This is a genomic window from Afifella sp. YEN Y35, assembly GCF_047553465.1.
Lineage (GTDB): Bacteria > Pseudomonadota > Alphaproteobacteria > Rhizobiales > Afifellaceae > Afifella > Afifella aestuarii.
Window position 1 is genome coordinate 2,607,052 of sequence record NZ_CP180203.1, and the last position, 17,658, is coordinate 2,624,709.

The 17,658-nt window shown below is 65.8% G+C and carries 15 protein-coding genes; 5 read left to right on the plus strand and 10 right to left on the minus strand.

What is annotated here, in order from left to right:
• Positions 1–43: 43 nt before the first annotated feature.
• The 5 genes from ACK8CP_RS12420 to ACK8CP_RS12440 all read right to left on the minus strand — a co-directional run bounded on the left by ACK8CP_RS12420 (position 44) and on the right by ACK8CP_RS12440 (position 5,044).
• Complete coding sequence (locus tag ACK8CP_RS12420) at positions 44–778, minus strand: ABC transporter permease (protein WP_234629600.1); 735 nt, start codon at positions 776–778, stop codon at positions 44–46.
• The gene (locus ACK8CP_RS12425; RefSeq protein WP_414832003.1) at positions 775–1,713 is read right to left on the minus strand and encodes an ABC transporter ATP-binding protein; all 939 of its coding nucleotides are present in this window, start codon (positions 1,711–1,713) and stop codon (positions 775–777) included. The genes ACK8CP_RS12420 and ACK8CP_RS12425 overlap by 4 nt, the downstream gene beginning before the upstream one ends.
• Entirely contained in the window at positions 1,710–2,906 is a 1,197-nt protein-coding gene (locus ACK8CP_RS12430; protein ID WP_414832004.1) for an ABC transporter permease, read from the minus strand. The genes ACK8CP_RS12425 and ACK8CP_RS12430 overlap by 4 nt, the downstream gene beginning before the upstream one ends.
• Entirely contained in the window at positions 2,869–3,777 is a 909-nt protein-coding gene (locus ACK8CP_RS12435) for an ABC transporter substrate-binding protein (protein WP_414832005.1), read from the minus strand. Before ACK8CP_RS12435 ends, ACK8CP_RS12430 begins: the two co-directional genes overlap by 38 nt.
• A 226-nt stretch (positions 3,778–4,003) precedes the next feature.
• The gene (locus ACK8CP_RS12440) at positions 4,004–5,044 is read right to left on the minus strand and encodes an AraC family transcriptional regulator (protein WP_414832006.1); all 1,041 of its coding nucleotides are present in this window, start codon (positions 5,042–5,044) and stop codon (positions 4,004–4,006) included.
• A gap of 149 nt (positions 5,045–5,193) precedes the next feature.
• Between ACK8CP_RS12440 and ACK8CP_RS12445 the strand changes: the two genes are divergently transcribed.
• From ACK8CP_RS12445 to ACK8CP_RS12455, 3 genes are all read left to right on the plus strand, one after another.
• Positions 5,194–6,870, plus strand: coding sequence for an acyl-CoA synthetase (locus ACK8CP_RS12445; protein ID WP_414832007.1), 1,677 nt, complete (start codon positions 5,194–5,196; stop codon positions 6,868–6,870).
• Between the two features lie 116 nt (positions 6,871–6,986).
• Positions 6,987–8,177, plus strand: coding sequence for an acetyl-CoA C-acyltransferase (locus tag ACK8CP_RS12450; RefSeq protein WP_414832008.1), 1,191 nt, complete (start codon positions 6,987–6,989; stop codon positions 8,175–8,177).
• A 151-nt stretch (positions 8,178–8,328) separates the two neighbouring features.
• Positions 8,329–8,775 (plus strand): BA14K family protein, encoded by a 447-nt coding sequence (locus tag ACK8CP_RS12455; protein ID WP_414832009.1) that lies wholly within the window; start codon positions 8,329–8,331, stop codon positions 8,773–8,775.
• 104 nt (positions 8,776–8,879) lie between these two features.
• Here ACK8CP_RS12455 and ACK8CP_RS12460 read toward each other — a convergent pair whose 3' ends face one another.
• From ACK8CP_RS12460 to ACK8CP_RS12470, 3 genes are all read right to left on the minus strand, one after another.
• Positions 8,880–9,683 (minus strand): DUF1206 domain-containing protein, encoded by an 804-nt coding sequence (locus tag ACK8CP_RS12460; RefSeq protein ID WP_414832010.1) that lies wholly within the window; start codon positions 9,681–9,683, stop codon positions 8,880–8,882.
• Positions 9,684–9,809: 126 nt separating this feature from the next.
• Complete coding sequence (locus ACK8CP_RS12465) at positions 9,810–11,579, minus strand: TRAP transporter permease (RefSeq protein WP_414832011.1); 1,770 nt, start codon at positions 11,577–11,579, stop codon at positions 9,810–9,812.
• Positions 11,580–11,632: 53 nt separating this feature from the next.
• A complete protein-coding gene (locus ACK8CP_RS12470; protein WP_414832012.1) occupies positions 11,633–12,604 on the minus strand; it encodes a TAXI family TRAP transporter solute-binding subunit in 972 nt (323 codons plus the stop codon).
• A gap of 410 nt (positions 12,605–13,014) precedes the next feature.
• On the opposite strand from ACK8CP_RS12470, the gene ACK8CP_RS12475 reads away from it, so the two are divergent.
• Together ACK8CP_RS12475 and ACK8CP_RS12480 are read left to right on the plus strand one after the other, a co-directional pair.
• Positions 13,015–14,163 (plus strand): diguanylate cyclase domain-containing protein, encoded by a 1,149-nt coding sequence (locus ACK8CP_RS12475; RefSeq protein WP_414832013.1) that lies wholly within the window; start codon positions 13,015–13,017, stop codon positions 14,161–14,163.
• A gap of 86 nt (positions 14,164–14,249) precedes the next feature.
• A complete protein-coding gene (locus ACK8CP_RS12480) occupies positions 14,250–15,779 on the plus strand; it encodes a mannose-1-phosphate guanylyltransferase/mannose-6-phosphate isomerase (RefSeq protein ID WP_414832014.1) in 1,530 nt (509 codons plus the stop codon).
• Here the strand turns inward: ACK8CP_RS12480 and ACK8CP_RS12485 are convergent.
• Both ACK8CP_RS12485 and ACK8CP_RS12490 read right to left on the minus strand, forming a co-directional pair.
• Positions 15,700–16,977: a nucleotide sugar dehydrogenase gene (locus tag ACK8CP_RS12485; RefSeq protein ID WP_414832015.1), complete on the minus strand. Its 1,278-nt coding sequence runs from the start codon at positions 16,975–16,977 to the stop codon at positions 15,700–15,702. The genes ACK8CP_RS12480 and ACK8CP_RS12485 overlap by 80 nt on opposite strands.
• A 197-nt stretch (positions 16,978–17,174) precedes the next feature.
• Positions 17,175–17,609, minus strand: a complete 435-nt coding sequence (locus tag ACK8CP_RS12490) for a hypothetical protein (protein ID WP_414832016.1) — start codon at positions 17,607–17,609, stop codon at positions 17,175–17,177.
• Positions 17,610–17,658: the final 49 nt, after the last annotated feature.

Below are 17,658 nucleotides of genomic sequence, written 5' to 3' on the forward strand. Positions count from 1 at the left end.
CACTTCCTTCCGCCCGGAAGGCCATATCGCAAGACGCCTCTGTTTAGCTACGGGCGGCCGTCATGCGGGAGATCTCGCCAAGACCGTCATAAAGGATGACGGCGAGCGCGCCCGTCAAAAGACCGCCCTGCAGCACGAAGGCGAGATTGTTGGAATTGAGCCCGGCGATGATCACCTCGCCTAAGCCTTTGGCGGCGACCGTGGAGCCGATCGTCGCCGTTGAAAGCGCAATCACGAGCGAAATGCGTACACCTTCCAGGATCACCGGCAGAGCGAGCGGCAGCTCCACCTGAAAGAGCCTCTGACGCCCCGTCATTCCCGTCCCCTTGGCCGCCTCGGCGACCGCCGGCTGCAGACCGGTGAGGCCCGCCAGCGTGTTCTCGAAGATCGGCAAAAGCCCGTAGAGAAAGAGGGCGATCAATGTCGGCCAGGTGCCGAAGCCCACGACCGGCACGGCAAGCGCCAGCACCGCCACCGGCGGAAAGGTCTGGCCGATATTCACGATGGCGCGCGACAGCGGCAGAAATTCCGCGCCGATCGGCCGGCTCACCAGGATCGCGAGCGCCACGCTGATGAGCGTCGCCGGCACGATCGCCGCCACCACGATCAGAAGATGCGAGATGGTGAGGTCGAGAAGGCTCGCGCGGTCATAGATCGCCGGCGCGCCCACCGGTGCGAAGGGCTCGAGCAGCGGCCTGAACGCCTCCGGGACGAAGAGGAAGGCGAGCACCAGCGCGACGAGCGCAAGCCGCAGGAGAAGGACGAAAGGCCGGCTCATGCCACCGATCGCGCCGCATCGAGAAGCGCCCCTCGCCGCACGAGACCGCGCGCCGACCCGTCCGCACCGACCACCGGCAGGACCTCGCGGCCGCTCCAGATCATTTCCGCCAGCGCATCATAGAGCGAGCGATCGGCGGCAATCGGCGTGCCTTCCGCGGTTCCTTCCTCGGTCCGTTCGCTCACCGGGATGAGCGAGAGATAGCGGAACGGCCGGTCGTCGTCGCCGACGAGGTTGCGGACATTGTCGCTCGCCGGATGGGTCAGGATCTCGGCCGGCGGGGCGAGCTGTTCCACCCGCCCCTCGCTCATCACGGCAATACGGTCGCCGAGCCTGATCGCCTCGGCCATATCGTGGGTGACGAGCAGGATGGTGGAGCCGAGGCGGTCCTGGATGCTCTTGAGATCGGTCTGCGCCTTCGCACGGATGACCGGATCGAGCGCGCCGAAGGGCTCGTCCATCAGAAGCATGTCGGGACGGGCCGCAAGTGCGCGGGCGACGCCGACGCGCTGCGCCTGACCGCCCGAGAGCTGGTGCGGATAGCGCGGCGCGATCTCGTCGGGATCGAGCTGCAGGAGTTCCAGAAGCTCATGCACGCGCGCATCGATCTTCTTGCGATCCCAGCCGAGAAGCTTCGGCACGGTGGCGATGTTGCGGGCGACCGTCCAATGCGGAAAAAGTCCGTGATCCTGGATCGCATAGCCGATGCGGCGGCGGAGCTCATAGGCCTTCATCTGCCGCGTATCGGTGCCGTCGATCTCCACCAGCCCCCGTGTCGGCTCGACGAGCCGGTTGATCATCCGCAGGAACGTCGATTTGCCCGAACCGGAGGTGCCGACGATCACCGTGATCGTCGCCGCCTCGATCTCCATCGACACGTCGCGAACGACGGCATTGCCGGCATATTCCTTGGTGAGGCCTTCGATGCGGATCATGCCTTTGCTCCGGGGAGAACGTCGATGACGGCGTCGAGGACGACGGCGGCGGCAAATGCCAGCGCCACCGTCGGCAGCGCGCCGAGAAGGATGAGGTCGGTCGCCGTCTGGCCGAGCCCCTGGAAGACGAAGGTGCCGAAACCGCCCCCGCCGATGAGCGCGGCGATGGTGGTGAGGCCGATATTCTGCACGAGCACGATGCGCACGCCCGTCAGAATGACCGGCAAAGCGAGCGGGAGTTCGACGGAGATGAGCCGCTGGCGGCTCGTCAGCCCCATACCGGCGGCCGCTTCCGTGACGCTCGGCGACACGCCGGAAAGCCCGGCGGCCGTGTTGGCCACCATCGGCAAGAGCGAATAGAGAAACAGCGCCACGAAGGCCGGCGCCATGCCGATGCCGCGAATGCCGATTTCGGAGGCGCCCGGCACGTTCGCCGCCACCCAGCTCAAAGGCACGATCAGCATGCCGAAGAGCGCGATCGACGGGATCGTCTGGATGAGGCTCAAGGTGCTGAGGACCGGGCCTTTCAAGCGTTCGGAGCGATGGATCAGAATGCCGATCGGCACACCGGCCGCGATGGCGACGGCGAGCGAGCCGAAGGCGAGCTGCAGATGATGCGCGCCCTCCCGCCAGAAGGTCGCCGCGTGCCCGCGATATTCGGCGAGGATCGACAAGGCGTCCCATTCCCCGGTCATGAGGATCGCGCCGATCGCGGCCGCGGCGAGCGCAAACACGCCGAGCCTCAGGAGCGGCCCGGGCTTCAGCCTGACGATCGCATCGGTGATCAGGATCGACAGCGCAAAGCCCGCGAGCCAGAAGCCCGCTCCCGGCGCCACGCGCGCATAATCGGCTCCGTCCGCCATCAGCATGCGCGCCGACACGCCGATCGCGATCAGGAGGAGAAGCAGGGTCAGCGCCGGGGCGGCGAGCCGGATCGCCGGCGGGCGCACGAAGAGCGCGACCGCAATGGTGGCGACCGCGCAGGCGAGCAGCGCCGCGGCCCAGACGGCGGGCAGCGCCTCGAAAAGCCCGCGCGCCTCGGCGAGCGCGATCCGGTTCGCCCGGTAACTCGAAAGCGGCAGAGCGAGCGCAACCGCCAGCAGCGCGCCCATGGGCGCGCCGAGCTTGTCAGGACGCGGGATCACAAAGCCCGGCTCAGCCGTCGATGAAATCGTGCGAGACGAGGAATTCATGCGCCACATCGCCCGCCGGCTGGCCCTCGACCTGCACCTGGCCATTGAGCTTCTGCAGCGTCTCGAGCGTCAAGGCCTCAAACACGGGCTTCAAGAGATCGGCGATCTCCGGATGCTCGTCGAGAACGGGCTTTCTGATGATCGCCGTCGGCTGATAGACGGGCTGGACGCCCTTGTCGTCTTCCAGAACCTGCAGGCCGGCCGCCTGGATCGCGCCGTCGGTGCCGTAGACCATCGCCGCATTGGCGCCGTTCGTCTGGCGCGCCGCCGCGCGGATCGTCGCCGCCGTATCGCCACCCGAGAGCACGATGAGCTGATCGGAATTGAGCTTGAAGTCATAGGCCTTCTGGAAGGCCGGCAGAGCCGCGGCGGAGTTCACGAATTCCGAGGAGGCGACCAGCTTGACCTCGCCGCCATCCTTCACCCACTTGCCGAACTCGGAGAACGTCGTGATGCCGTTCTCCTCTGCCACATCGCTTCGAAGCGCCACGGCCCAGGTGTTGTTGGCCGGCGCCGGCGTCAGCCAGACGATGTCGTTTTCCTCTCCGTCGAGCTTCTTGGCCATATCGTAGGCCTTCTCGGCATCCGTCCAGACCGGCTCGTCGGCGCGGTTGAAGAAGAAGGCCGCATTGCCGGTATATTCCGGATAGATGTCGATCTCGCCGGCGGTGATCGCCTTGCGCACCACGGGCGTCGCACCGAGCTGCAGACGGTTTTCCGTCTCGATGCCGGCATCGTTCAGAACTTCCAGAATGATGTTGCCGATGACGCCGCCTTCGGTGTCGATCTTGGAGGAGACGACCACCTGGGCGGAGGCACTACTGGCGGCGAACGTTCCGGCCGCGACAGCCAGGGCGATGAGAATTTTCATGGACGATCTCCAAAATCTCCGACGATGGGTGACGCGACCATCGGCACGCGGTGCGAACGCCGGAAAATCCGAAGCATCGAGGCAAGCTCCCCAGATTGCATCCTTTCCCCCCGCAGCTCGATCAACGGTCGACCATCAGCTAGGTACCGCAGGTGAACGCCTTGTCCATGATGGAAGCTCCAAAAGTCGTGCCGGAAGCCGCGATTGCGGCGGATTCGTCGCGCCTTCAGAGCGTCTTCTTCGGCGCCGAACCTGTCTCGCAGGGCGATCGGGGCTCAGGCTTTCTCGCCTCGCGGCGGAACTCGCCCGGGCTCTTGCCGGTCCATCGGCGAAAGGCGCGATGAAAGGCGCTCGGCTCGGAAAAGCCGAGATCGGCGGCAAGCTCTCCGACCTTCGAATGGCCGTGAAGAAGCTCCTGCGTCGCCACCGCCATGCGCAGCTCGTCCTTGATGTCGTTGTAGGTCTGGCCTTCGAGACGCAGCTTCCGCCGCAAGGTGGAGGCGGGCAGACGCATCTGCGCGGCAAGCTCTTCAAAGCCCGGCCAGGCCGAGGGCGGCATCGCCCGCAGGCGCTCGCGCAGCCGCGCCGCCTGTCCGGCATCGTGGCGGTAGCGCACCAGGATGTTGGCGGGTGCCTGACGCAGAAATTCGCGCAGCGCCCGCTCGTCGCGGATCGGTGAAAGCTTCAGAAAATCGGCATCGAAGACGAGCCCGCTCTCCGGCTGATCGAAACGCACCGGCGCGCCGAAGAACAAGCGGTATTCAGCCTCATATGGTGGCGGAGGTCCGCGAAAGTCGACCCGGCGGAGCGGTATGCGCCGCCCGATCAGCCAGCAGGAGAGCCCGTGCACCATGATCCAAAAGGTGCGGTAGGCGAAGGCGGAACGCGGGCCGGCTTTGTCCTTGAGGACGATTTCGGCAAGCCCGTCTGAGACGCAGAGCTCGCCATACGGGTCTTCCAGAACGACCCGCAGAAACCGCAGCGCCCGCCGCAGGGCCTGCTCCAGGCTTTTGGCCGACAGGATCGCATGGCACAGAAGCGTGAAACTGCCGCGCGGCATCGGCCTTGCCGCCTCGCCGAAGAACTCGTCATCGACCGCAAGCGCCACCGCCAGCCAGAGCGCGCCATATTGCTCTGCCGACACCGGCTCCACCACGATGGCCGGCATGCCGGCCTGGCGCAGGAGCGGCTCGCGCGCGATGCCGCACCGGTCCAGACAGGCGAGCGCGTCTTCGACGAAACACGGGGCGATCATGCGCCGTTCCAAGCGAACCCGCTCCCCAAAAAGTGGCAAAACCGATCACGAAATTAGAGCAATTCGGTCATCGCACGCCATATCTCTTCATCGCTAACCTGCCTTCACAAAAGAACACGGTTCCTCCGCCGCCGCGGATAAGGAACTCAGGGAGGACAGACATGGCCGCGCCTTCTGGCAGCGAAGACCGCGACGATTATGCCGACGCGATCGCGAACTTTCGTCTCGACGACATTACGAAGCTTCTCTCGGGCGATCTCGAAACTGGGATCAACGCCTGCGTCGAATGCTGCGACCGGCATGTGGCCGGCGGCGGCACGGCGCTTCACTATATCAGCGCCGACGGCCGTCAGGAGACCTACAGCTTCGCGCAGATGCAAAAGCTCTCGGCGCGCTTTGCCAATCTTCTCGCCGAGGAAGGCGTCAAGCCGGGCGATGTCGTCGCGGGCATGCTGCCGCGCACGCCGGCACTCCTTGCCATCATTCTCGGAACCTGGCGGGCAGGCGCCGTCTACCAGCCGCTCTTCACGGCCTTCGGCCCGAAAGCGATCGAGCACCGGCTCCAGATGTCGGACGCCCGCCTCGTCGTGACCGACACGGCCAATCGCGGCAAGCTCGAGGGGATCGCGGCTCTTCCCCGCGTCGTCCTCGTCGGTGGTGGGGACAGCACGGCCTCGTCATCGGGCGACATCGACTTCGACAGCGCCATGGCGCGCCAGTCGGAGGAATTTGCGCCGGTGATGCGCCGCGGCGACGATCTCTTCCTGATGATGTCGACGTCCGGCACGACGGGTCTTCCCAAGGGCGTGCCGGTGCCGCTCAAGGCGCTTGCCGCCTTCCTCGTCTATATGCGCGATGCCGTGGAATTGCGGGCGGACGACGTCTTCTGGAACATCGCCGATCCGGGCTGGGCTTACGGCCTTTATTACGCCGTCACCGGCCCGCTCGTCCTCGGCCATGCGACCACCTTCTATGACGGGCCGTTCACGGCGGCGAGCACCTACGACATCATCAAGCGCTACGGCATCACCAATCTCGCCGGCTCGCCGACGGCCTTCCGGCTTCTGATTGCCGCCGGACCCGAGGCCGCCGCCGAGGTCAAAGGCCAGCTCCGCGCCGTCTCGAGCGCCGGCGAGCCGCTCAACCCGGAGGTCATTCGCTGGTTCGCCGAGCATCTCGATGCCCCGATCCACGATCATTACGGGCAGACGGAACTGGGCATGGTGGTGAACAACCACCACCGCCTCCGCCACCATGTGCATCCGGGCTCCGCCGGCCATGCCATGCCCGGCTACCGCGTCGCCGTCCTCGACGATGCCGGCCGCGAACTGCCGGCGCACAAGCCCGGCATCCTTGCCGTCGACATCGCGAAATCACCGCTTCTCTGGTTCTCCGGCTACTGGCAGCAGCCGACCCCGGCGATCGCCGAGGGCTATTACCGCACCGGCGATACGGTGGAGATGGAAGAGGACGGGCGCATCAGCTTCGTCGGACGCGCCGACGACGTGATCACCTCGTCGGGCTATCGCATCGGCCCCTTCGACGTGGAAAGCGCGCTCATCGAGCATCCGGCCGTCATCGAGGTGGCAGTCATCGGCAAGCCCGATCCGGAGCGCACCGAGATCGTCAAAGCCTATGTGGTGCTGCGCGAGGGGACGGAAGCCTCGACGGAGCTCGCCGAAGAGCTGCGGCTCTACGTCAAGGAGCGGCTCTCCGCGCATGCCTATCCGCGCGAGATCGAGTTCACCGAGGCTCTGCCGAAGACGCCGAGCGGCAAGCTGCAGCGCTTCATGCTGCGCAACCGCGAGAAGGCGAAGACCGAGAGCGACGCCGCCTGAGCCAGCGGCTCCGAGCTGGCCGCCCACTCCCGGCCTTCTGGCCTCTTGTCCGAACTCAGCCCGTGCGCTTCGGCGCACGGCATTCTTGCCGCCCGCGTCAGAAAGCGAGACATGCCATGCAAAATCCCGATCCTGTCGTCATCGTCGGTGCCGCCCGCACGCCCATGGGCGGCTTTCAGGGCGATCTCAAGGATGCCACGGCTCCAGAGCTCGGCGCAGCCGCCCTTAAAGCTTCTCTGGAGCGGGCCGGGGTCACGCCGGAGACCATCGACGAGGTGATCTTCGGCTGCGTCCTCAGCGCCGGTCAGGGCCAGGCGCCCGCGCGCCAGGCGGCGCTCGCTGCCGGCCTGCCGCTCGCCACCGGGGCGACCACCGTCAACAAGATGTGCGGCTCCGGCATGAAGGCGGCGATGCTCGCCCACGACGCGCTCCTCGCCGGCTCCGCCGAAGTGGCGGCGGCCGGCGGCATGGAGAGCATGACGAACGCTCCCTATCTCCTCGACCGGGCGCGCTCCGGCTACCGCATGGGCCACCAGAAGGTCATCGACCACATGTTCCTCGACGGCCTGGAAGACGCCTATGACAGGGGCCGGCTCATGGGCACCTTCGCGGAGGATTGCGCCGAGGCCTATCAGTTCACCCGCGCCGCCCAGGATGCCTTTGCCATCGCCTCGCTGGAAAAAGCGCAAAAGGCGATCGCCGACGGCAGCTTTGAAGACGAGATCGTGCCGGTCACGGTGAAGACCCGCAAGGGCGAGGACACCGTGCGCCAGGACGAGCAGCCGCCCAAAGCGAGGATCGACAAGATCCCGAGCCTGAAGCCCGCCTTCCGGGAGGGCGGCACGGTGACGGCCGCCAATTCGTCCTCGATTTCAGACGGCGCGGCCTCACTCGTTCTCATGCGGCGTTCGGAAGCGGACAGGCGCGGGCTCACGCCACTTGCCATGATCGCCGGGCACGCCACCCATGCCCAGGCGCCCAATCTCTTTCCGACCGCCCCGATCGGCGCGATCGAAAAACTCGTCCAACGCACGGGCTGGAATCTGCGCGACGTCGACCTCTTCGAGATCAACGAAGCTTTTGCCGTCGTCGCGATGGCGGCGATGCGCGATCTCGATCTGCCGCAGGAGAAGGTGAACGTGCATGGCGGCGCCTGCGCGCTCGGCCATCCGATCGGCGCGTCCGGTGCGCGGGTGTTGGTGACGCTTCTGGCCGCGATGCGCCAATACGATGTGAGGCGGGGCATCGCCTCCTTGTGCATCGGCGGCGGCGAGGCGACGGCGATGGCGATCGAACGGCCAGTCTGAGCGCGACAGCCCGCATCGGCCTCTTTCCGACGGGTCAGAAAAAAATGGTGTGCAGGCCCCGCGCGCGGCAAAAGCGCCTTCGCTTTGACATACCTCGGGAACACTCTCGGCAGACGGCGTATAATGCCGGCCCACGGCCTGGGAGTGAACAATGCGATTGAAGAGCCTCACGGTCAAAATTTGCTGTCTTGCCATCGGCCTTGCCTGGAGCGTCCCCTCGGCCTCCGCGGCATCGGTTTCAGCCCCAGCGGTCGTGCCGCCTGACGCCGCACAAATCGTTCAGCCGGTGCAATGGGGACCGCCGCCTCCCCCACGCTACGGCCCGCCTCGATATGGCCCCCCTCCTTATGGCCCGCCTCGCTACGGCCCTCCCCGTTACGGGCCGCCGCGCTATGGCCCGCCGCCGCGTTGGCGCCGACCGCCTCCGCCGGGATGGGGTCCGCGCCGGCCTTATTACGGGCCGCCGCCGGTTCGCTACGGCGCACCGCGCCCGTGGACGCGGGAATGGTATGCCTATTGTTCGTCGAAATACCGCAGCTTCGACCCGCGCACGGGCACCTACCGCCCTTATAACGGGCCGCGCAGGCTCTGCCGCTGAGGCGAACGGCAAGGTTCGGGCGGATCTGATCCGCCCGGATGTGCCACCCCGCTCTGGCAGGCCTCCGGGATGTGAGATGGAAGCCGGCGTGCTCGACGCCGGCTCTATTGCGGCATCGGGTCGGAGACGGTGACGGAGCCCATGCGGATGCGGCGGAAGGCGGCTTCCACGAAGCAATAGCCGGCGAAGGCGACGAGCCCGAGCGCCACGAGCAACAAGAGGACGGTGCCGAAGGGCAGCCCCTGAATATAGCTCAGCGCGTCTTCGAGACCCGGCGCGCTCGAGGCGTCGTAGATGCCGCCCGCATAGAAGGCGAGGACGCCGATCACGATGAAGATGACGCCGCGCGCCATCAGCCCCAGCGAACAGACGGGTTTCACCATCTTCATCTTGTCGCGGTCGAGATCGAGGTATTTTTCATAGCCGGCGCACCAGCCCTTGTAGAGATGGGCGAGGCCGATACCGATCGGCACGAGACAGAGGGCAAGGGCCACCCAGCGTCCCCAGGCCTGCCCGAAAAGCCAGGTCAGCCAGCCGGACGTCGGATCGCCGGAGCCACCGCCCCCGCCGCCAATGGCAAAGAGCAGACTCACCACGAAGGCGGCGAGCCCCATATGGATGACGCCGCTGCAGAACAGGAAAAAGCGCAGAAGCAGACCCTTGGCATCATTGCCATGATCGTCGAGATCGCCAAACGACTGGGCGAAACGCCAGAGCCCGAAGGCGGCAAGGCCAATGCCGACGACGCCGAGCAGCACATCTCCAAGCGGCTGCGTGAGGATTTCGCGGAGCGCGCCACGCGTGTTCTCCGCCTGCGTGGACCCGACCGCCGCGAGGACCGCCAGGATGCCGACCACCAGATAGACGACGCCACGGGCCGCATAGCCGCCGCGCGTGCCCCATTTCAACTGTTGCGAGATTTCCGCTGCGATGGTCGCCCCCCTCGGTTTCGCCTCGACAACGTCAGATGGCGGGGCGGGTTCCGAGAGAAGGGCATCTCGACCTTCCAGGGGCAGCGACCGGCCCTTTGGCCCTCACACGCTGACGAAAACGAAGAGAACGCCCGCAAGGACCAAAGGGGCGCGCAGCGTCAGCGGGCGGGCCGCGATGATGCCATAGGAGAGCATGGACAGCCCCACCCCCACCTTCACGAAGGCGAGAAGGGCCGCAAGCGGGCTCACCCCGAGCGCGAGAAGCGACGGATTGGCGATCATGCCGAGCGGGATCACGTAGAGCCCGATGCCGAGCAGCATCGCCTTTCCCGCCACCTTCAGCCAGTTCTCGCCGATCATGCCGGCGGCGATGAAGACGGCGCCGCAGACAGGCGGCGTGATCGTCGACAACAGCGCAAACCAGAAGACGAAGAGATGCGCGACGAGCGGCTTCAGCCCGAGAGCGGCAAGGGCCGGACCGGCGACCGAAATGCAGATGACATAGGCCGCCGTCGTCGGCACCTCCATGCCGAGGATGAGGCAGGCGAGCGCCGTCAGGAGAAGCGCCGGCCACAGGGAATCGTTGGCGACGGAGAGGATGGTCGACGTCACCTTCACGCCGAGCCCGGTCAAGGACAGAACCCCGATGACGATCGAGGCGCAGATGATGATGGAGCCGATCATCGCCACCTGGCGGCCGGCCGTCACGGCGGCAATCGCGAACCTGTCGCCGAAATGGCGGAAGGAAAAGCGCAGGCGGACATCGAAGAAGAGCAGGATCGTGGCCGTCAGGATGGCGACGGAGGCGGCATATTGCGGCGTGAAGCCCGCGCCGAAAATCGCAGCCAGCAGAGCCAGAAACGGCACGGCGAAGAACATCGAGGTGATCAGCGCCTCGCGCCGCCCCGGCTGGTCGGCAGATTCCACCGGGCGCAGATCGTAACGCGTCGCAAAGGCGTCGACGCCCACCCACACGGTCAGAAAATAGAGGATCGCGGGCGGCAGCGCGGCCGCCATGATCTGCGTGTAGGGCGTGCCGGTCAGCTCCACCATGACGAAGGCGCCCGCGCCCATCAAAGGCGGCATGATCTGGCCGCCCGAGGAGGCGACGGCCTCCACCGCGCCGGCGAGCGATTTCGGATAGCCGAGCTTCGTCATCGCCGGAATGGTGATCGCCCCCGTCGAGGCGACATTGGCGGAGGCGGAACCGGAAATCGAACCGAACAGCGCGGACGACAAGGTTGCGACCTTTGCCGCGCCGCCCTTCAGCCGGCCCGCGACCACCGTCGCGACATTCATGAAACCCTTGCCGGCCTCGCCCGCATTCAACACCGCACCCAGAATGACGAAGATCGCGACGACATTGACGGAGACGCCGGTGAGCTGCCCCCACAGGCCGCCTTCGGCAAGGGTCATGGTCCCCAGAAAACTCTCGAGCGGCAGGCCGGGATGGCCGAATTCGCCCGGCACATATTGCCCGAAGAGCCCATAGGCGAGCGTCGCCAGGGCCACGAGCGGCAGCGGCCAGCCGATGGCGCGGCGCGCTGTTTCGAGCGCCACGGCGATGAGGAGCACGGCGAGCCCCATCTGAAAGGGCCCGTCGATGAAGCCATACTGGTCGGCGATGTCGGAGGCGTTCAAGGCGATATAGAGACAGCCGCCGATGCCCAAGAGGCTGAGCGCCCAGCCGCTCCAACGCTGCCAGGGCGTCTTCGCGGGCAGGATCAGCATCCACGGCAGAAGAAGCGCCATATGGATCGGACGCGCTGCCAGCGCCGGCGCAAGTCCGTAAAAGATCAGGCCGATATGGAAGGCGATCGAGACGAGCCCGAGCGCCACCCATGGCCAATGCTTCGCCGGCGGATCGTCCACGGGCTCGCCTTTCGGTCAATCGCCGGAAAAATGAGAGAGTTTCAGCCGGGCCGCTATTTCAGCTGCTCCGGCACGTCGATGCCCGCTTCCTCGTAATAGCGCACAGCGCCCTCGTGGAGCTTGCCTTCGACCTCCGACAGAAGCTCGGGCGACACCGCCTTCCACCACGGCGCCGTCTCGGACAGGCGTGCCTTCTCTTCCCAGAACGTCTTCGTCACCAGATAGGCCGTGTCGGCGTCCATCGCCGTCGTCGTATAGGCGATGACCGGAAGCGAGGTCGTCACCACGTCCTCATCGACGCCCGCATAGGTGCCGGCGGGAATGACGGCGCGGGTGCGGCCGGTCTTCTCGACTTCCTCATCCGTCATGGAGACGAGGCCGATATCGGCGCTCGCGGCCGTTTCCACGACGTTCGGCGCCGGAAACGAGCCGGAGGTCACGAAGGCGTCGATCTGCCCGTTCTTCAGGGCATCGGCGGCATTGCCGAGCTCGGCATTGGCGATCGTCACCTTGTCCTTGAGATCGAAGAGCTCGAGATATTTCTCACCCTCGCGTGCGCCGAACGAGCCTTTGCCGAGCAGCACCGACTTGCCTTCAAGCGCACTCAGAGGCAGCACCGCCTCGTCGCCGGCGATGACGAAATGCATGGTGAGCGAGGGGATAGGAAAGAGGGCGCGAACGTCCTTGAACTTTTCGCTCGGGCGTTTCTCGAAGGCGCCCTTGCCGGCCTGGGCGAGGCCCACCAGCGCCGGCGGCGTGGTGAAGATGAAGCTTCCCGGACGAACCGCTGCTTCCATGACGTTCTGGACCGAGCCCTGGCTCTCCTCGACCGTCAGGATCACATCGCCGTCCGTGCCCTGCTTGATCGCCTCGGAGAGCTCCACGCCCATCTGGTAGTAGGAGGTGCCGGCCTTCGCCGATTTATAGGTGATGCGCGTTTCCGCCTGCGCTCCGCCAGCGATCACGGCCGCCGCGATCAGCGCTCCGCCGGCCGCCCATGCGCGCCATCCAGCTCTGTTCCTCATGTCCGATCCTCCCCTTCAAATTCCCCTTGATGCGGCTCTGGACAATGCCGAACCGGCTGACGGCAAAGGCCTATTCGATCCCTTCTGCCGCGGCAAGCTTCGCAAGCCCGATGCGGGCGTGTCTTGAGGTCGAGAGAACGGACAATCCGCCTCTGCCCTCACTTCCCCTCACTGTGCTCTCACTCCGTTCTCCACGGGCGCACAGCGCCGACCTCTTTATGACGACCGGCGCCTCGCTCAGGCGGCTTTCTCCGGGCCAGCGCCTGCGACAATCTGGGCATGTCTTTGAGCGGACAAACGAAACGCAATCCACCACCGTCTCTTTCCGCTCAAGACGAGCGCATTCTCACGGATGGATTCAGGACTTCTCAACTCCTGTAGCCCATTCGCCGTACAGGTGGGGCGGAGCCATGACGGCAAAGACAATGCTCATATCGCGGAGCGATGGCGAGGAGGCGATCCTCCCCGAGCTGCTCGATCTCGTTTACGGCGCCTTGCCCTCCATCACCCTCATCCTGATCGGCTTCGCCGTTGCCGGAACGATCGCCGCGATGGACACGGGCGACCCGTTCCTCGCTGCCATCACGATCGTCGGGTTTGTCGTCGGACTGGCACGTATCGCCATTTGCCTGCATTACCGGCGCTGGCGCCGAAGCGCTCCCCGCCTGGTCGGCGAATGGCGCCGCTGGGAGCGTGCCTACATGATCGGCGGATGGATCTTTTCCGCCTGTCTCGGGGCCCTGGCGGCGCGCACCCTCGTCTTCCAGAACCACATGGCCGATGTCCTCGTGATGACGCTCACGATGGCCTATTTCACCGGCATTGTCGTGCGGGTCGTACGGCCGCGGATCGCCATCGCGCAGCTCCTCCTCGTGCTGCTGCCAGTGATCGCCATGTCGCTGACGCTCGGCGGCTCGAGCTACATCGCCCTCGCCTTCATCGAGGCGATGTTCGCGGTCGGCGCCATACAGCTCATCGTCTACAATTCACAGACCATGGTCGCGCGCCTTCAGGCGGAGCGCTCCTTGAGCCTGCTCGCACGCCACGATCATCTCACGAAGCTGCCGAACCGCGCCTATTTCGAAGAGAAAATGGCGATGGCGATCTGCGAGGCGGGCGCCCGGGGCGAAGGCTTCGCGCTCATCGTCCTCGACCTCGACGGCTTCAAGCCGGTCAACGACACGTTCGGCCACGTCATCGGCGATCAGCTTCTTTGCGCCTCGGCGGACCGTATCCGCACCGCTCTGCCTTTGGAGGCTTTCGCCGCGCGGATCGGCGGCGACGAATTCGCCGTCATCATGCCGGTCGGCATGGGGGGCGCCGAAGCCTTCGCGCGCGGCAAAGCGATCCTCGCGGCCGTCGCGCAGCCTTTCGCTCTCGGGCACGAGGATATCCGCATCGGCGCGAGCGCCGGACTTGCGACCTTCGTCTCCGGCGAGCTCGGCGCAAAGCAGCTCTACACCATGGCGGATCAGGCCCTCTACCAGGCGAAACGCCAGGGGCGCGCCAATATCTGCGTCTATGCGGAGAGCTCGTTCGTCGCACAGCGCGCCGCTTGAGCGCAGGCCACGAAGGGCGGCGCGCCCGTCCTTGCATAAGTTGCGAAAACCTGCGATCGCTACCTGGGGTTCAGGGGGATGAGCCGATGGGGGCAATCGTTCCGCTCATTTTGTGTGGAGGATCAGGCACGCGCCTTTGGCCGGCCTCGCGCGAATCCGCGCCAAAGCAATTCATCAACTTCCTGGGCAAACGCTCGACCTTCCAAGAGACGATCCATCGCATCAGCGCGCCGGATATCTTCGCGCCGCCGGTGATCGTCACGGCCGCCCGCTATCGCCACATGGTGGCGGAGCAATTGGCGGCACTCGGCTTGACCGCCACCATTCTCCTCGAACCGGAAAGTCGGGATTCCGGGCCGGCGGTCGCGGCCGGAGCCCATTTCATCGCCGGGAACGACCCTCAGGCGGTCGTCATGATGCTCGCCGCCGACCACATGGTGGAGGATGTGGCAAGCTTCCAGGCGGCCGCGCAGGAGGCCGCCGCCAGTGCGCAGCACGGCCATATCGTGACCTTCGGCGTGCGCCCCGACCATGCCGCCACCGGCTATGGCTACATCCGCCCCGACGGCGCCGGCGAGACGTCGGCCATCCGCGCCGTCGCCGCCTTCATCGAAAAGCCGGACGCTGCGGCGGCGCAGGATTATGTCGCTGCCGGCTATCTCTGGAACTCCGGCAACCTCGTCTTTCGCGCCGATCAGCTGCTTGCCGAATATGCTCGCTTCGATCCCGAGACGGTCACGGCCGCCGCCGAAGCCGTGGCCGGCGCGAGTTGCGAGTTCGGCTTCCTGCGGCTCGAAGAGACGAGTTTCGCCCGCACGACGCCCGCCTCCATCGATGTCGCCGTCTTGGAGAGAACGAAGACCACACGCGTTCTTCCCGTCTCCATCGGCTGGCAGGACATCGGTTCCTGGGACGCGCTCTGGTCGCTCACCGAAAAGGACGGCGCCGGCAATGCCGCGCGGGGCGAGGCCCTTTTCGTCGAGGCGCAGGACAATTACGTCCTCGGCGACAACCTCGTCGCCATCGTCGGCCTTTCGGGCCTCGCGGTCGTTCAGACGCGGGATGCGACGCTCGTCACCGATCGATCGAAAGCCGAGGCGCTCAAACCGCTCGTTGCCATGCTCAAGGAAAGCGGCCGGCCGCAGATCGAAGAGCCGGCCTATGTCTATCGCCCTTGGGGAAGCTATCAGGCGATCGATCGCGGCGAGCGTTTCCAGGTCAAGCGCATCGAGGTGAAGCCCGGCGGCCGGCTCTCCCTGCAACGGCATTTTCACCGCGCCGAGCACTGGATCGTTGTCCGCGGCACCGCTCTCGTCACGATCGGGGACACCGAAAAGCTCCTCTACGAGAATGAATCGACGTTCATCCCGATCGGCGCCGTGCACCGGCTCGAAAACCCCGGAAAGATCCCACTCGAGCTGATCGAGGTGCAATCGGGCACCTATCTCGCCGAAGACGATGTGGTGCGGCTCGACGACGATTACGACCGGCTTCGCGACGGCGAGTGGGAGCGCCGCGCCTATGCGAGCGAACCGGTCAGAGGCTCCAGTAATGGAGGTGCGGCGGGCACTCCGAAAAGCGCGACTTCACATCCACAACCACGCCGCCATCTCTGACGCGCTCGAAAAGATCTCGCCCCGCATCGGCAAGATAGGCCGCATGCGGAACGGCCATGATGGCCGCATCGAGATCGTCGATCGCCTCGAGCGCCTTGAGCTCGATGCCATAGGCACGAAAGGCTGCGCTCTTCTCCGCGAGCGGATCGTGCACGAGCGGCGTGATGCCATAGTCGCGCAGCTCCTCGACGATGTCGGGCACGCGGCTGTTGCGGAGATCGGACACGTTCTCCTTGAAGGTGAGCCCGAAAATGCCGACTCGGCTGCCCTTCACGCGCAGCCCCTGCCCGATCATCAACTTGACGGCCTTGCGCGCGATGAAGGCGCCCATCCCGTCATTGGTGCGGCGCCCCGCCAGAATGACCTCCGGATGGTGGCCCATCTCCTCGGCCTTGGCGGTCAGATAATAGGGATCGACGCCGATGCAGTGACCGCCGACGAGGCCCGGCGTGAAATCGACGAAGTTCCACTTCGTACGCGCGGCCGCCAGCACGTCGGCGGTGCGCAGGCCGAGGCGGTCGAAGATGAGGGCAAGCTCGTTCATCAACGCGATGTTGAGGTCGCGCTGCGTGTTCTCGATCACTTTTGCGGCTTCCGCCACGCGGATCGAGGGCGCGCGATGCACCTCCGCCTCGAGCACCGAGCCGTAAAGCCCGGCGAGACGATCGAGCGTCTTTTCATCGGAGCCTGAAACCACCTTGGCGATGGTCTCGAAACGATGGCGGTCGTCTCCGGGATTGATGCGCTCCGGCGAATAGCCGACGGCAAAGTCCTGCCCGAACCTCAAGCCGCTCTCGGCTTCGAGGATCGGCACGCAGACTTCCTCCGTGGCGCCCGGATAGACGGTGGATTCGTAGACGACGATGTCGCCCGCCTTCAGCACGCGCCCCACGGTCACCGAGGCGCTCTGAAGCGGCCGCAGATCCGGCCTTCGGGCCGGTGTGATCGGTGTCGGCACCGTGACGATGTGAATATCGGCCCGGGCGAGCTCTTGCGCGTCGGACGTGATGTGAAGCCTTGGACAGGCGAGATCCTGCGGCGTCACCTCGGCATTGCGATCGCGCCCGGCGCGCAATTCCGCCACGCGGGCCGCATCGATGTCGAAGGCGACCACCTCATAGCCCGCGCGCGCAAAAGCTGCGGCGACCGGGAGCCCGACATATCCGAGCCCCAGGACGGAGAGACGATGTCGATCCAAAGATCCCCTCATGCGATGGTCACGATCAGGCACGGGGGCGATGTGTCGGCAACCGTCCTCCAAATGCTACGCGACACGCCTACAAGCGGCGGGTTTTCCGGTCAACGGCGGGGCATGCTCTCGGTTGTGGCCTCCCCAGTTGCAGATGGCGCACCCGAACGACACGCCGGGACGCCACGATGCGCCGCGGGGACTTCTCAAAAACTCAGAATGCGCGTGTTCTCCGCCAGGAGATGCTCGGCCATCTGCGGCGGCTCAGCGACGCCGACGCCCTCGATCAGCGCATCCTCGTTCAGCCCCTTGTTGGGCAGATAGAGGGCGCAGACGTCGACGGCCGTGTCCGTCTTTTGCAGCATGGTCTGCATCAGCCCCTTCGGGCTCATGCCTTTCGGCTTCTGCAACGCCATCGCGCTCGCCGGCGCATTCTTGAGGGCGATATCGGCCGCCGGCCCGCACAGAAGCACCTGCGCCTTCGCCCCCTGCTGCACGGATTGCATGGTGAGCACCATCGCCATCAGCTGCGTCTGCGGCTCGGGCGATGTCACGACGGTCACGAGCGACGGCTTTTCCTGCGCCACGGCGGGCGTAGCGAAAACCAGGACGAGGCTCGCGAGGGCAAGGATCTTGCGCATCAGGGTTCTCCGCAAATCATCACATTCACTTTCAAGAATATGATTGTGA